We start from the raw sequence: 16,164 nt of genomic DNA, 5'->3' as shown, positions 1-16,164 counted from the left end.
AGGCGGGACGCTTTTTTGCGCATATTTAGGAGCATTCATCTATTTTTCGCTTTGAAAAAAGCCTGGCGTCAGCGCTTGCGGATTTCTCGCAAACAACCTTATGTTTCCTTTTTTATATACCGGCAACAAATGCTATAATGGTGGAATGGATAGATAGAATGGGGGCAATTCTGGGATGTACGATGTTCGCGAGTGGAGACATGTGTTCAAACTCGATCCAAATAAAGAGATCACTGATGAAGAATTAGAAAGAATTTGCGAGTCTGGAACCGACGCAATCCTGGTTGGGGGAACGGATGGAGTCACGCTAGAAGGCGTCCTCGATTTAATGGCCCGCGTCCGCCGCTATACGGTTCCGTGCATTCTCGAGGTTTCGACAATCGACTCGATTACGCCGGGTTTTGATTTTTATTTTATCCCGACGGTGCTGAACAGCGGCAATCCGGAGTGGATTATCGGGCTGCATCATAAAGCAGTCAAGGAATATGGCGATCTGATGGATTGGGACGAGCTAAAAATGGAAGGCTATTGCATCCTCAATCCGGATTGCAAGGCAGCCAGATTGACCGAGGCGAAGACCGAGCTTTCAGTCGAAGATGTACAAGCCTACGCGATGATGGCGGAAAAAATGTTCAACCTGCCAATTTTCTATTTGGAATACAGCGGCACGTACGGCAATCCTGAATATGTAAAAGCTGCAAAAGAAGTTCTCGATCAAACCGTCCTCTTTTACGGTGGTGGGATCGAAACGGCGCAGCAGTCAGCGGAAATGGCTGCACATGCCGATGTCATCGTTGTTGGGAATGTAATCTACAGCAACCTGGACGAGGCATTGAAGACAGTTGCTTCAGTAAAGCAATAATCCAGTTGTATGGAAATATATTATAAGATAAAATAAGAACAAATGTTTGTATGGTGGTGAAGAGTGTGCAATTTTTAACGGATAAATTATTGAACGGCCTAAATCCGGAGCAGCAGAAGGCTGTCAAGACAGTCGACGGACCGCTGCTTCTGATGGCAGGGGCAGGCTCTGGTAAAACAAGAGTTTTGACACACAGGATTGCGTATTTAATGGTGGAAAAAGGGGTAAATCCTTATAACATCCTGGCGATCACATTTACGAATAAAGCGGCACGCGAGATGCGCGAAAGGATTCAGAAAATGATGGGCGGAGCGGCAGATGATATCTGGATTTCAACGTTCCACTCGATGTGTGTGCGGATTTTGCGCAGAGACATTGACCGTCTCGGTTATAACCGGAACTTCACGATCCTTGATTCAACAGACCAGCAATCGGTCATTAAGTCGATTTTGAAGGACAAGAATATGGATCCGAAAAAGTTCGACCCTCGTGCGATTTTAGGAACGATCAGCTCGGCGAAGAACGAATTGATCACGCCGGAAGAGTATGCAAAAACAGCCGGGGATTATTTTTCACAGAAGGTAAGCGATGTGTACGAAGAGTATCAGCGCAGGCTTCGCAAAAATAACGCGCTTGATTTCGATGACCTGATCATGTCGACAATCACGCTGTTCATCCGCGTGCCTGAAGTGCTTGAGTACTATCAGCGCAAGTTCCAGTACATCCACGTCGATGAGTACCAGGATACGAACAGGGCACAATACATGCTGGTAAAACTGCTTGCGCAGCGCTTCCAGAACCTTTGTGTCGTCGGGGACTCCGACCAGTCGATCTATCGCTGGCGCGGTGCTGACATAGCGAATATCCTTTCTTTTGAAAAGGACTACCCAAGAGCGAGTGTGATTTTGCTGGAGCAGAATTACCGCTCAACAAAGAAGATTTTGCTGGCAGCGAATATGGTCATCCAGAACAATATGAACCGGAAGCCGAAAAATCTCTGGACGGAAAATGCCGACGGCAACAAAATAATGTATTATCGTGCCGATAGTGAGCAGGGCGAAGCTCAGTTCGTGATCGGCAAAATCCAGGAGCTTATGCGCCAGGGCCGCAAGCTGTCCGATATCGCAATCCTGTATCGGACGAACGCCCAGTCGCGTGTGATCGAGGAATCATTCCTGAAATCGAACATTGATTACTCGATTGTCGGCGGCATCAAGTTCTATGACAGAAAAGAAATCAAGGACATCCTGGCCTATCTGCGCCTGATTTCGAATCCGGATGATGATATCAGCTTGCAGAGGATCATCAATGTTCCGAAGCGCGCGATCGGTTCAACATCGATAGATAAAATCGCCAACTTCGCGACGATGCATGATCTATCGATGTTCCAGGCGCTCGAGACGATTGAAATGATCGGACTCAGCCCGAAGGCAGAAAAAGCTGCGGCCGAGTTCCGCAATCTGATCAGCAATTACACACACCAGCAGGAATACCTGTCGGTCACTGAGCTGGTGGAGGAAGTCCTGGATAAGACAGGCTACCGCGATATGCTTAAGGCGGAAAAATCGCTGGAATCACAAAGCAGACTTGAAAACATAGATGAATTTTTAACCGTAACAAAAAGCTTTGAAGAAAGCAGTGAAGATAAGAGCCTCGTTGCATTCCTGACGGATTTGGCACTTGTTGCCGATATCGACCGTCTTGACGATGATGGCGAACAAAAAACCGATTTTGTCACACTGATGACCCTGCACTCAGCCAAGGGACTTGAGTTCCCGGTTGTCTTCCTGATCGGTATGGAAGAAGGAGTCTTCCCGCATAGCCGCTCCTTGATGGAAGAGGATGAGATGGAGGAAGAGCGCCGTCTTGCCTACGTGGGAATCACCCGTGCTGAAGAAGAGTTATTCATCACGAATGCACAGATGCGTACGCTTTTCGGCCGCACGAATATGAACCCGGAATCACGTTTTATCAAAGAAATTCCTGGTGATTTAATTGAAGATGCCGTGCCGAAAGTCAGAAGGCCTGCTCCAACAAGCGGCGGCAGACCAGCATCAGCCAGCGGCGGCAGACCAGGCGCTTCTGCAAGACCGTCCATGCCAGCCCGCGGCGCTGTTACCCGTCCAGTCGCAGCTGCAAGCGGCGGTGAAGGCATTGACTGGAAGGTTGGAGACAAAGCGCAGCATGGCAAGTGGGGAACAGGAACGGTAGTCAGCGTGAAAGGCTCCGGTGAAGGAACCGAGCTGGATATAGCCTTCCCAAGCCCAACAGGAATCAAGCGATTGCTGGCCAAGTTCGCGCCGATTACTAAGGCTTAATCTATACCATTCTTACAATTAAATTTCTGTCTAGCTCCAGCGCCTAGCCCCTCGAGACGCTTCGGTCCTGCCAATGAAGTCAAAGAACGACTTCACTGTCAGGCCCTCCACCGCTTGTCGGGGCTGACCAAGGCGCTTCCGCTTTTCAGTTATGAAAGGGTTGGATTTATGGATTTTCAAAGTGCTGAGAAAAAAGCCAAGGATTTGCAAAACCTGCTGAATCAATATTCTTATGAATATCATGTTCTTGACCAACCATCGGTTCCGGATGCGGAATACGACAGGCTGCTTCGGGAACTGATTGAAATCGAGGAGCAATTCCCTGAATTGCAGACTCCTGATTCCCCTACACAGCGTGTCGGCGGCGAAATATTAACGATGTTCAATAAGGTGCAGCATACGATTCCGATGCTAAGCCTCGGGAATGCATTTGACGACCAGGATCTTCGCGATTTTGACCGTCGGGTGCGCCAGGGTGTGGGCGACAATGTTTCCTATGTTTGCGAGCTGAAGATCGATGGACTAGCCGTCGCCCTGATTTATGAGGATGGCATGCTCGTGCGCGGTGCGACTCGCGGAGATGGAACGACAGGGGAGGATATTACGTCTAATCTGAGGACAATCCGTTCCCTGCCAATCCGCCTGAAGGAGCCGGTTTCGCTGGAAGTCCGAGGCGAAGCGTTCATGCCGAAGAAATCATTTGAAGCTTTGAACAGGAAGCGAGAAGAAAAGGAAGAAGAGCCATTTGCCAATCCCCGCAATGCGGCGGCAGGTTCTTTGCGTCAGCTTGATCCGAAGATTGCCGCTTCAAGGAATCTTGATGTTTTCCTCTATGGAATTGCGAATGTCGGTGATACAGGAATCCGGGCGCATAGTGAGGGACTGGACTATCTGCAACAGCTTGGGTTTAAAACAAATAAAGAACGCCGCAAGGTTGACAGTATCGAAGGTGTTATCGAGTATGTGAACGGTTGGGTAGAAAAACGCCCGGACCTTCCGTATGATATTGATGGCATCGTCATCAAGGTCGATTCACTTGACCAGCAGGCAGAGCTGGGCACGACGGCGAAAAGCCCTCGCTGGGCAATCGCTTATAAGTTCCCTGCCGAAGAAGTTGTGACGACTCTGAAGGATATCGAGCTGAGTGTTGGCCGGACGGGAGTTGTTACACCGACAGCCATCCTTGAGCCTGTACAGGTAGCAGGTACAACCGTTGGCCGTGCTTCCTTGCACAATGAAGACTTGATTCGTGAGAAAGATATCAAAATTGGTGATAAGGTCGTTGTCAAAAAAGCGGGCGACATCATTCCTGAAGTCGTGAATGTTCTTGTTGAGCAGCGGACTGGTGAGGAAGTCGAGTTCCATATGCCAACTCATTGCCCTGAATGTGAAAGCGAGCTTGTCAGGATAGAGGGTGAGGTCGCGCTTCGCTGCATCAATCCGAAATGTCCTGCCCAAATCAGGGAAGGCTTGATCCATTTCGTTTCCCGTGATGCGATGAACATCGACGGGCTTGGTGAAAGAGTGGTCAGCCAGTTGTTTGCCCAGGAGCTGATCAAGGATGTTGCCGACATTTACAAGCTGACACGCGAGCAGCTGCTGGCTCTTGAACGGATGGGCGAGAAATCCGTCAATAATCTGCTGTCCGCTATTGAAGCCACAAAGGATAATTCATTGGAGAAGCTATTGTTCGGACTCGGGATCCGCCTCGTTGGCGCAAAAGCTGCGAAGACGTTAGCCCAGGAATTTGGAACGATGGATCATCTTATGGAAGCATCGAAGGAAGAACTGACTGCCATCAACGAAATCGGCGACAAAATGGCCGACTCCATCGTCACGTATTTTGACAATGATGAAGTGAAGGAACTGATCTCCGAACTGAAGGCTGTTGGCGTCAATATGGAATACAAAGGACCTAAAAAAGTGACCGCGGAAGAATCGGATTCATTTTTTGCCGGTAAAACGATTGTATTGACTGGAAAACTAGAGCAAATGGGCCGAAACGAAGCGAAAGAAAAGATCGAAGCGCTTGGCGGCAATGTAGCCGGCAGCGTCAGCAAGAAAACCGACCTGGTCATTGCCGGAGAAGATGCCGGTTCAAAACTGACAAAAGCAGAAAGCCTTGGGATTGAAGTGTGGAATGAGGAGAAAATGCTTGAAGAATTAAATAAATAAGAGGTGTACACGCCATGAGAAAACTCTCAATGGTCGCTCTCTCTCTTGTCCTTTTGCTGACGGCCTGTGCCCCTAATTTTCAAAAACAGGAAGAGGTCGTCCAGAAAAAGGATGATGATACAAAAGAAAAAGCGATTATCCCGAAATATAAAATTTCGGAAAAATATTACCGTACCATCATGCCATTTGAGCCAGGGGAAGCCAGAGGCATGGTCGTCAATAATTTGAATACGCGCTACGACATCACAGAGTTCGAAACTGGACTGATGCGGATTGCGCAAAATTCTTTTCCAACCGACAAGTATGTGTTCAAGGAAGGCCAGTACCTTGATGGAGGCACTGTGTCAGCCTGGCTGGAACGTGAAATGACTCCGGCGCAGGTAAAGGCAAAGGAAGAAGAGCTGCAGGCAAAGGCTAAAAAAGAAAAAAGCAATAAGAAGGTCACAGTAAAGAATCTTGGACTGAACCCAATCGACACAGGCAAGGGAGATGTCCACAAACGGAACGAAAAGAATCCTATTTATCTGGCTCATATTATCGAGCATGATTATCTGGTCCAATCCGGGAAAAAGGATACGTACCAGCTTGGCGGCATTGCCATTGGCCTGGCGTTGAATTCCGTCCACTATTATCGTGAAGAAGCATTTGGGGCTGTGTTCGAGAAAAATATTCCCCGTTCCGTCCTGGAGGCAGAAGGGAAGAAAATCGCCAAGCAAGTCGTAAGCAGGCTCCGGAACATTGACGAGTTGAAGAATGTGCCGATCACCGTCGGATTGTTTGAGCAGGAAAGCCGTTCTTCGGTTGTACCAGGGAATTTCTTCGCATATACCGAAGTTTCCCAGGGCAGCAACGATATCGGCAGCTGGAAAGATGTTAAAGAAGAGTATATTCTATTCCCATCCGGCAAAGCCGAGAAGGAACACAGGGATGACCTGACATTCTTCGAGAACTTCAAACAGGATGTCGAAGAATATTTCCCTAACTTCAACGGCGTCATCGGCAAAGGCTTTTATGTCGATGGCCAGCTGCAGGAACTGAACATTGAGATCCCTATCCAATTTTACGGAAAAGCAGAAGCAATCGGGTTCACCCAGTATGTAACCGGTCTCGTCATGGAGCATTTCCCTAACTATATCTCCGTGCAGGTCAGCGTCTCCTCCGTTCTTGGCCAGGAAGCGCTGATTGTCAAGAAGCCGGATCAGGATGAACCATTTGTCCATATTTATGAGTAAAAGCGAAGCAAAGAGCATACTGGCTCTTTGCTTTTTTGCATTCTTCATCAGCTGTGTGGAGTTATTAAAGTGCCTTGCAGTTTCGTGAAACCTAGGTGTTTCAAAAATTACCGAAAAAAAAGTTGTATCTATCAGTCTCTGATTATCGTCTTAATGAGAAACACTTTGGGGAGGAAATACATGGTGAGGCTATGGGTTGTGGGAGGACTGCTCCTTATTTTAGTATTGGCGGGCTATGCGAGGTCGTCCGGTTCAATCTCTTTCACTGCGGAAAGTCAACAGGAGATTGAAAAGTACATCCGGGAAGAAGTGATGTCGCCAAACTTCAGGGGTGAGATTTTTAGTGCACATGAGATACTGGGATCTAACGAGAAGAAAGGTGAATTATACATCTGGGCGTTAATCGAGGAGTACTATAAGGAAGATTCCAAAATAGAGCAGGGCACAGGTATGTCAGTTCCGATGGTTCTCTAGGTGGATCAGACAGAAGATTCCCTGCAAGTCATCAGCCACTCAATTCCAAGGGATGGAAGCTATTATGCGAATGATATAAAAGACATGTTTCCTTACTTTGCTGAGATAAAAGCCCTTGATTATCCCTCAATCTATGTAGATAAATTGATTAAGAAAATTGAAGCAGAGGTAGCTGGAGAGTGGTGAGGAAAAAGCAAAGAGGCAGCTCTTTGCTTTTTACATGTATTTCTTTAGATCAAGTATCGTTTGAAGATGCATTCCTTCATGGAAAATCGTCCGGATGAGTACCTGTTCGATGGTGTGCATGCCCATCTCGGTTTGCGGGAATTCCTCTTCAAGACGCTCGCCATATGTTTCTTTAATGCTTGCAGGCTGTATTCTGAGCAATTTTTTCAGCTCAGTGACGGAAGGTGTCTCTTCGGTAAAATTGGCTGGTGAGGTGCCATAGCCGAACCACTTATTGAAGTTTTCCGGAACATCAGCTGTCTCCTTTGTCACTGCCTGAATCCATAAATATTGGTCAAGGTAGATATGTCCGAGGTTCCAGCGGATATTATTTTTGAATCCAGCGGGAATTTTCTCCGCATCTTCTATAGAAACGGCATCCACCACGCTTAAAATCTCGCTGCGATAGGATTCGAGTTGATTGAACAACACTTCATGACGTTTTTTTATGTAAAATAGACCCCTTTTTTGAAAGATAGATAATTATTCGCTAGATTTTGGGGATTCCCTGCTGGGAGTTAGTGTAGTTAATCCTTTTTATTGGCGGAAATCAGATTATATCGACCGCATTTTTGAATATATCAGCGGAAAATGAGATATATCGACCACATTTACGATTATATCGACCACTTTCCAAAATATATCGACCAAGTCCGTAAATCTACCCAAATTACAATATTGCCATAATAAATATCAAGAAAATTCGCAATCCAATACTTGCTAGTACGTTGGCATTGAACACTATGAGATTCTCATGATAGAATGGGAAAGGAATGAAAACGTTTTAATACATAGGAGGGGATAGAATGGTTCAGGCATACAAACACGAGCCTTTCACGAATTTTAAAGTTGATGAAAACCGTGAAGGATACTTAACAGGACTGAAAACTGTAGAGGGCTATCTTGGCCAGGATTACGATTTGGTAATTGGCGGAGAGAGGATCTCAACTGAAGACAAGATTGTATCTTATAACCCATCCAATAAAGAAGAAGTTATTGGTCGCGTTTCAAAGGCAAACCGCGATTTAGCTGAAAAAGCGATGCAGGCTGCTGTTGAAGCGTTCAAAACTTGGAAGAAAGTAAAGCCTGAAACACGTGCAGATGTATTATTCAAAGCTGCAGCGATCATTCGCCGCCGCAAGCATGAGTTCTCAGCACTCTTAACCAAAGAAGCAGGCAAGCCTTGGAACGAAGCAGATGCTGATACAGCAGAAGCAATCGACTTCCTTGAGTTCTATGCTCGCCAAATGCTGCGAATCAAAGACGGTGTACCAGTAGAAAGCCGTCCAAATGAATATAACCGTTATGACTATATTCCTCTTGGAGTTGGTATCATCATCTCTCCATGGAACTTCCCGTTAGCAATCATGGCTGGTACAACGGTAGCAGCAATCGTAACAGGGAACACAGTTCTATTGAAGCCAGCTTCAACTACTCCAGTAGTTGCAGCTAAGTTCGTCGAAGTTATGGAAGAAGCAGGTCTTCCTGCAGGTGTTCTTAACTTCGTGCCAGGAAGCGGCGCAGAAGTGGGCGACTACCTTGTTGACCACAAGGACACTCGCTTCGTAAGCTTCACAGGTTCACGTGACGTGGGTCTGCGCATTTACGAGCGCGCTTCAAAATTGAGCGAAGGCCAAATCTGGCTAAAGCGTGTAATCGCTGAAATGGGCGGAAAAGATACTATGGTTGTCGACAAAGATGCTGATCTTGAGTTAGCAGCCCAAGCGATCACTGCTTCAGCTTTCGGTTTCTCTGGACAAAAATGCTCTGCATGTTCACGTGCAGTAATCGTTGAAGATGTTTATGATCAAGTTCTTAACCGTGTCGTTGAACTTACAAATGAGCTTAAGCTTGATGATCCTACAGATCAGAGCACATTCATGGGTCCTGTTAATGACCAGGGTGCTTTCGACAAGATCATGAGCTACATCGAAATCGGCAAGGAAGAAGGCCGTTTGATGACTGGCGGCGAAGGAGACAGCTCTAAAGGCTACTTCATCAAGCCGACCATCTTCGCTGATGTCGATCCAAAGGCTCGCATCATGCAGGAAGAAATCTTCGGACCAGTTGTCGCATTCGCAAAAGCGAAGGACTTCGACCATGCGCTTGAAATCGCAAACAACACTGAATACGGCCTGACTGGAGCTGTTATCACGCGCAACCGTGAAAACATCCAGAAGGCACGCGAAGATTTCCATGTCGGAAACCTTTACTTCAACCGCGGCTGCACAGGCGCAATCGTCGGCTACCAGCCATTCGGCGGCTTCAACATGTCAGGAACAGATTCAAAAGCTGGCGGACCTGACTATCTAACGCTTCACATGCAAGCAAAGACTACTTCTGAGATGTACTAATACAGATTTGGAATCCCCTTCTCGTTGAGAGAGGGGGATTTTTTGTGTTGGAAACATTAATTGCACGGTAAAGACCAGGAATTGCACTATCCCCGCTATTAATTGCACCGAAAAGAGGACGAATTGCACGATAAGACTACATAATCGCACGCTTCATAAGCAAAATTGCACTGTTTACCTATTTATGGATAAGGACTATAGACCTATTTTAAAAATTTTTCAGAAAAATCCCGCAAAATAGTTGCAATCTTAAAAGTCTGTTATATAATACATATTAGAGTTATTGATACTGTACTATAACAAAAAGGGGTGAAGACAGTAAATGCCGACACAAACTACAGGGATTGAAATTGTTGGCACCATGAAAAGCGGATACGAAGAAATTTTGACACCAGAGGCTCTTGATTTTGCAGAGCGGCTTGAACGGCACTTCGGTGAACGTCGGGTGGACCTTCTGGCGGCACGGCAAAAGCGCCAGGTAGAAATCATTTCCGGCAAGCTTCCGGATTTCCTGCCAGAAACAAAGCATATTCGGGAAAGCGGGTGGACAATCGCGCCGCTGCCGAAAGACCTGCAGGACCGGCGGGTAGAAATCACAGGCCCAACTGACAGAAAGATGGTCATCAACGCACTTAATTCCGGAGCAAAAATTTTCATGGCAGACTGTGAAGATTCAACTTCGCCGACATGGGAAGCGATTGTGGAAGGCCAGATCAATCTAAGAGATGCAGTCAACCGGACAATCTCTTTTGAAAATCCCAACGGAAAAAAGTATCAACTGAACGAAAAAACAGCTGTTTTAATGGTTCGCCCAAGAGGTTGGCACCTGGAGGAAAAACATGTATTGCTCGATGGCAACCCGATTTCCGGCGGATTATTCGATTTCGCGATGTACTTTTTCCATAATGCGAAAATGCTGGTGAAGCAGGGCACAGGCCCATACTTTTACCTTCCTAAGATGGAGAGCCACCTTGAAGCGCGCCTATGGAATGATGTGTTCGTTTATGCACAGAATCACCTCGGCATTCCACAGGGAACGATTAAAGCAACTGTTTTGATCGAAACGATCTTGGCTTCATTCGAAATGAATGAGATTTTATATGAACTGAAAGAGCACTCCGCTGGTTTGAACTGCGGACGATGGGATTATATTTTCAGCTATCTGAAAAAACTGCGTTCACAAGATGATGTGATTTTACCGGACCGCTCACAGGTCACGATGACAGTACCATTCATGAGGTCGTATTCCTTGCTGACCATCCAGACTTGCCACCGCCGCAAGGCACCGGCAATGGGCGGCATGGCGGCGCAAATCCCGATTAAAAACGATGAGGAAGCAAATGCTGAAGCATTCGCAAAGGTACAGGCCGACAAAGAACGCGAAGCCCGCGACGGTCATGATGGCACATGGGTCGCACATCCAGGGCTGGTACCTGTAGCCATGGAGGCTTTCAATAAAGAGATGCCGCAGCCGAACCAGATTTATTCTGGAAAGCAAATGGATATTGAGGTAAAAGGAGCTGACCTGCTTGCTGTACCAGAAGGCACTATAACAGAAGCGGGCGTGCGCATGAATATCAATGTCGGCATCCAATATGTAGCCTCCTGGCTGAATGGAAGAGGCGCAGCTCCAATCCATAACCTCATGGAGGACGCAGCTACAGCAGAAATCTCCAGGGCCCAGCTATGGCAATGGATCCGTCATCCAAAAGGCGTTCTCGACGATGGGCGCAAAGTGACAGTTGAAATGTACCATGAACTAAAGGGAGAAGAACTTGAAAAAATTAAGCTGGAAGTCGGCGAAGCGGTATTTGCAAACGGAAAATTCGAGCAGGCAGCAGAGCTGTTTGATCAGCTGATATTAAATGATGATTTTGTTGAGTTTTTAACATTGCCTGGCTATCAGGCTTTAGCTTAATAGATTGATAGATTTCATATAAAACAACCATAAGGAGGAACAAAAAATGACTCAAGATCGTGTAAAGCAATTACAGGAAAGCTGGGAAATGGATAACAGATGGGCTGGAGTAGAGAGAACGTATTCTGCGGAGGATGTAATTAAGCTTCGCGGTTCGATTGATATTGAATATACACTGGCACGCCGCGGCGCAGAGAAGCTTTGGAAGCTTGTAAATGAAGAAGACTTCGTCAATGCACTTGGCGCGTTAACTGGGAATCAGGCAGTCCAGCAGGTAAAAGCAGGCTTGAAGGCAATCTACCTGAGTGGATGGCAGGTTGCAGCGGACGCGAACCTTTCCGGGAATATGTATCCTGACCAGAGCTTGTACCCTGCGAATAGTGTTCCGGCGGTAGTTAAGCGCATCAACCAAGCTTTGCAGCGTGCTGACCAGATCACTCATGGTGAGGGAGACGATTCAATCGACTGGTTCGCACCGATCGTGGCAGATGCAGAAGCAGGCTTCGGCGGCCAGCTGAACGTGTTCGAACTAATGAAGGGCATGATTGAAGCCGGAGCAGCAGGCGTACACTTTGAGGACCAGCTTTCTTCTGAAAAGAAATGCGGACACCTTGGCGGAAAAGTACTTCTTCCGACACAGACAGCTGTACGTAACCTGATTGCCGCCCGACTTGCGGCAGATGTCATGGGTACGCCAACCCTGATAGTTGCCCGTACTGATGCGAATGCAGCAGATTTGATCACAAGCGATGTCGATCCATATGATGCACCGTTCATCACAGGTGACCGGACGCCTGAAGGTTTCTTCCGCGTGAAGGCTGGCCTTGACCAGGCAATCGCCCGCGGCCTTGCTTATGCTCCATATGCTGACCTTGTCTGGTGTGAAACGTCCGAGCCTGATCTAGAAGAAGCTCGCCGCTTTGCAGAAGCTATCCATGAAAAGTTCCCTGGCAAGCTGCTTGCATACAACTGCTCACCATCATTCAACTGGAAAAAGAAGCTGGATGACGAAACCATCGCAAAGTTCCAGGTCGAGCTTGGCAAAATGGGCTACAAGTTCCAATTCGTTACACTTGCAGGCTTCCATGCACTGAACCACAGCATGTTCGAACTGGCTCGCGGCTACAAAGAGCGCGGCATGGCTGCATACTCCGAGCTTCAGCAAGCTGAGTTCGCAAGCGAGCAGCACGGCTACACAGCAACAAGACACCAGCGTGAAGTCGGAACAGGCTATTTCGATGATGTATCAATGGTCATTTCCGGAGGAACTTCCTCAACTACTGCCCTGAAAGGATCTACGGAAGAAGCACAGTTCACCGCTTCTTAAACTAGTCTGTCAGCCAGGTCCATCGGCTGAGCTTAACGGGTTTTCTCCATGCCTGGGCCCTCCAACTCAGGCGTGGATTTACCATATTAGTTTTTGATTTTTTTTACCTTGCATTCTCCTATTTGTGTCCTTCTCTTCGCTGCGAAGAGAAGGTTTTTTTTGCTCAAAATAGGTTAACCTTAAACTAGCACAGACAAATGGGCGGGAACATACATAGTATTAGTGGAAAGATGCCGCTGTTTTTTGCCATCATAGACAGAAAATGAAGGATCAGCATGGTTTTATGGTTTTTGAGTGTCATTGAGGTAATGACGGACAAAAAAACTGTGGAAAAAGAAATAACTGTCCGTCATCAAGGCAATGAGGGACAAAAATAGTGCTGAACACGAAAGAACTGTCCGTCATCAAGGCAATGATGGACAAAAATCGAAGGGAATACGAAAAAAGTGTCCGTCAACAAGGCTATGATGGACAAAAATCCAAGGAAACACGAAAAAAGTGTCCGTCATCAAGGTTATGACGGACAAAAATCGAAGGAAAATCGAAAAAAGTGTCCGTCACCGAGGCTATGATGGACAAAAATCGAAGGAAAATCGAAAAAAGTGTCCGTCAACAAGGCTATGCGGACAAAAATCGAAGGAAATACGAAAAAAGTGTCCGTCATCGAGCCTATGATGGACAAAAATTGAGGGAAAAGCGAAAGAACTGTCCATCATCGATGCTTGGGAAGGTAGAAGGTTAGCCCAAGTGAGGACGAAGGAGTAATATAAAGGATACCATGAAAAGTTAAACGGAAGTTACAATAAGTTAGGGGTGAACCGATTGAGCAACAGCAAGTTGGACGATTATTTGCAGCAGGGGATCCATGGTGCGAAGCAGACGAAGCCTGATGAAAGAAGAAGGTTCCTGACGACTTTGCGTGAAAGGGTTGTTATCGCGCTTACACAGGGAGAGGTCATGAGGAAAGGCGTTGAACCGGAAGTTGAGCAGCTGATGGATGAAAATCGCAATGCCCATCTTTTTTTAAATGGCAATATATCATATCGATATTTATCAGAATACATTAAAGCAGCAGAAAAACGGGGTATCGAGTTTACAATCGTGACCAATAAAGATTATGATTCCGAGTTGGGACTTGTTTTAGCGCATGACCATGCAATCGATAAGGAGGAAATTTATCTCGGTAAAAAGAAACCTGTTATCCAAGCGGCACCGGCCAAGAAAAAGGGTTTCTTATCTGGATTTGGTAAGTTATTTAGGAAATGAGCAGCCCTGCAGGGTTAGCTCATTTTTTTATGACCATCATACTTTTCAAAAAATTCACAAAAATAACATTGAAAAACGACAATGTTGTCGTTATAATAAAAACAAGTAAAACGACACCGATGTCGTTTTAATTAGGAGGGATGACAATGGACGGTCTTTTAAAAAATAAAGGCTTTATCACATTAATGGTGACACAGTTAATTTCTAGCATTGGTGACTGGTTAAGTGTTGTGGCGATCATCACGATGGTTGGATTGAAGTGGGAAGCATCGCCGATGGAGGTTTCTCTTATCATTCTGTGTTTGGCAGTCCCGATGGCGCTTCTTGGGCCATTTACTGGAACGATTGCTGATAGGTTTAACAGAAAGTCATTAATGATATTTTCGGATTTGATTAGGGCCGGACTTATTCTTGCGCTTGCCTTTGCTGAGTCTTTATGGACTGTTTATACATGCTTGTTCATCGTCGGCATGCTCTCGGCGGTATTTGTACCGGCAAAGAATGGCAAGCTTAAAGAACTGGTCGACCAGGAAAATATGAAAAGCGCAATGTCCATCACCTCCATGATTGATTCCGGGACGAAGGTGTTGGGCCCATTGTTAAGCGGCCTGCTGGTCTCGGCTTTTGGAACACAGCTAGTGTTTTTTATCGATTCAGGTACCTTTATCATTTCGGCGCTGCTGCTGTTTGCTTTGCCAAAGTCAATCGCAAAGCCGACTGAATCGGAAACTAAGGAAGCTTCTACATTTAAAGAGGATTTCATGGAAGGAATCAGGTTCATCAAAGGAAGTCGTTACTTAATCGTTGGTATGATTGTTTTAGGGGTCAGCCTCTTGATTTTGCAACTGTCTGACTCTCAAATCATCGTTTTATTGAGGGAATTACCGAATGCCTCTCCCGATTTGTTTGGTTATATTGTTACAGCATCTGGGGTCGGGATGTTTTTAACCGGACTGCTTTTGGCTAAAAAAACGGACTATAATGCGCTAATCCTGTTGTTTATTGGGGTTTGCGGAATTGGCGTCAGTTTTAGTATGATGGCTGTATTGACACGATTTGATTTAGCACTGCCAGCTTTATGGGGATCAGGGCTGGGGTTGTTAGCGGGGTTTTCAGCCGGTTTCGTCTTTATTCCGTTTCAGGCTGCTGTCCAGACTGAAACTCCTGTCCACATGACAGGCAGGGTATTCGGCGTTATGAATAGCGTGACCACAACGGCAACGATCATTGGCCCATTGGCTGGAGGCTTGCTTGCAACGGTGCTCGGAGTTGTCCCGACATTTGTGATTACCGGCCTTTTGCTGATTGCAGTCTCAATCGTTGGGTTAATCTTTAAAAGCAGCATAGAACGGGGGAGAACGAATGTCTCCGAAAGTAAGTCAGGAGCACATGAAACAGCGTCGAGCTGAGATACTGCAGGCGGCCAAGGAGGTGTTCATTGAGCATGGTTACGAGCGGGCCACGATGAAGCACATCATGGATGCTGCGAGTGTCAGCAGAGGCGGTCTGTATCAATATTTTTCTAGTAAAGAAGATGTGTTTGAAACAATCCTTGAAGAAGCTTTAGATATAGAATTAGAGGTAACGCTGGATATGGTAAAACAACATGCTACCTCTTATTGGAATATGCTGATGAAAACCATGTTTGGGAACGATGGGGAACCTGATGATGAAATGGATCCTTTAGCGCCGGCAAAACTTGAGTATTTTATTATTGGAAGAAATGATGAACACAGGAGAGAATACGGGGCCGCTCGATATGAAAATGGTTTGAAGATATTTGCGCATATCATTGAACATGGCCAAAAAAGCGGTGAATTCAGCTCGAGGTTTGGTCATGAAATTATTGCGCGTTCAATCATTACGTTTATCGACGGCTTAGCTGTAGACGATGCCATGTTATCGAGGGCAGACCTGAAAATCAAGGAGCAATCGATATTGTTTGTGGACTATTTAAAAATGGCACTTGGAATTGCCGAGGATAGAAAATAATGTATTTTAGAGGGCTTCTGG

At 46.3% G+C, this 16,164-nt stretch carries 13 protein-coding genes; 12 read left to right on the top strand and 1 reads right to left on the bottom strand.

Annotation, left to right across the window (positions count from 1 at the left end; genetic code table 11):
* Positions 1–175 precede the first annotated feature (175 nt).
* The 6 genes from pcrB to FS736_RS19470 all read left to right on the top strand — a co-directional run bounded on the left by pcrB (position 176) and on the right by FS736_RS19470 (position 7,247).
* The gene (pcrB, locus tag FS736_RS19495) at positions 176–862 is read left to right on the top strand and encodes a heptaprenylglyceryl phosphate synthase (protein ID WP_144480429.1); all 687 of its coding nucleotides are present in this window, start codon (positions 176–178) and stop codon (positions 860–862) included.
* Between the two features lie 65 nt (positions 863–927).
* Positions 928–3,180 (top strand): DNA helicase PcrA, encoded by a 2,253-nt coding sequence (gene pcrA, locus FS736_RS19490; RefSeq protein WP_144480427.1) that lies wholly within the window; start codon positions 928–930, stop codon positions 3,178–3,180.
* Between the two features lie 168 nt (positions 3,181–3,348).
* Positions 3,349–5,355 carry an NAD-dependent DNA ligase LigA gene (gene ligA / locus FS736_RS19485; protein ID WP_144480425.1) on the top strand — a complete coding sequence of 669 codons (2,007 nt, stop codon included), beginning with the start codon at positions 3,349–3,351 and terminating at the stop codon, positions 5,353–5,355.
* 14 nt (positions 5,356–5,369) lie between these two features.
* Complete coding sequence (locus FS736_RS19480) at positions 5,370–6,587, top strand: CamS family sex pheromone protein (RefSeq protein WP_144480423.1); 1,218 nt, start codon at positions 5,370–5,372, stop codon at positions 6,585–6,587.
* Between the two features lie 180 nt (positions 6,588–6,767).
* Positions 6,768–7,061: a hypothetical protein gene (locus FS736_RS19475; RefSeq protein WP_144480420.1), complete on the top strand. Its 294-nt coding sequence runs from the start codon at positions 6,768–6,770 to the stop codon at positions 7,059–7,061.
* Positions 7,062–7,247, top strand: coding sequence for a hypothetical protein (locus FS736_RS19470; protein WP_144480418.1), 186 nt, complete (start codon positions 7,062–7,064; stop codon positions 7,245–7,247).
* 30 nt (positions 7,248–7,277) lie between these two features.
* Here FS736_RS19470 and FS736_RS19465 read toward each other — a convergent pair whose 3' ends face one another.
* Positions 7,278–7,736: a DinB family protein gene (locus FS736_RS19465; protein WP_144480416.1), complete on the bottom strand. Its 459-nt coding sequence runs from the start codon at positions 7,734–7,736 to the stop codon at positions 7,278–7,280.
* Between the two features lie 356 nt (positions 7,737–8,092).
* Here FS736_RS19465 and pruA point away from each other — a divergent pair, with 356 nt between their 5' ends.
* From pruA to FS736_RS19435, 6 genes are all read left to right on the top strand, one after another.
* Positions 8,093–9,640 carry an L-glutamate gamma-semialdehyde dehydrogenase gene (gene pruA, locus FS736_RS19460; protein ID WP_144480414.1) on the top strand — a complete coding sequence of 516 codons (1,548 nt, stop codon included), beginning with the start codon at positions 8,093–8,095 and terminating at the stop codon, positions 9,638–9,640.
* A gap of 322 nt (positions 9,641–9,962) precedes the next feature.
* Complete coding sequence (gene aceB, locus FS736_RS19455; RefSeq protein ID WP_144480412.1) at positions 9,963–11,558, top strand: malate synthase A; 1,596 nt, start codon at positions 9,963–9,965, stop codon at positions 11,556–11,558.
* Between the two features lie 46 nt (positions 11,559–11,604).
* The gene (gene aceA, locus FS736_RS19450) at positions 11,605–12,885 is read left to right on the top strand and encodes an isocitrate lyase (protein WP_144480410.1); all 1,281 of its coding nucleotides are present in this window, start codon (positions 11,605–11,607) and stop codon (positions 12,883–12,885) included.
* Positions 12,886–13,698: 813 nt separating this feature from the next.
* Positions 13,699–14,151 carry a YueI family protein gene (locus FS736_RS19445; protein ID WP_313959738.1) on the top strand — a complete coding sequence of 151 codons (453 nt, stop codon included), beginning with the start codon at positions 13,699–13,701 and terminating at the stop codon, positions 14,149–14,151.
* A 146-nt stretch (positions 14,152–14,297) separates the two neighbouring features.
* Positions 14,298–15,560, top strand: a complete 1,263-nt coding sequence (locus FS736_RS19440; protein WP_144480409.1) for an MFS transporter — start codon at positions 14,298–14,300, stop codon at positions 15,558–15,560.
* Positions 15,541–16,143 (top strand): TetR family transcriptional regulator, encoded by a 603-nt coding sequence (locus FS736_RS19435; RefSeq protein WP_251544508.1) that lies wholly within the window; start codon positions 15,541–15,543, stop codon positions 16,141–16,143. Before FS736_RS19440 ends, FS736_RS19435 begins: the two co-directional genes overlap by 20 nt.
* The last annotated feature ends 21 nt before the right edge of the window (positions 16,144–16,164 follow it).

Origin of the sequence: Cytobacillus oceanisediminis 2691, from assembly GCF_007678455.1 — a bacterium.
Lineage (GTDB): Bacteria > Bacillota > Bacilli > Bacillales > Cytobacillaceae > Mesobacillus > Mesobacillus oceanisediminis_A.
Note: the sequence above shows the minus strand (reverse complement) of the source record. Positions and strands in the feature narration are given on the sequence as shown.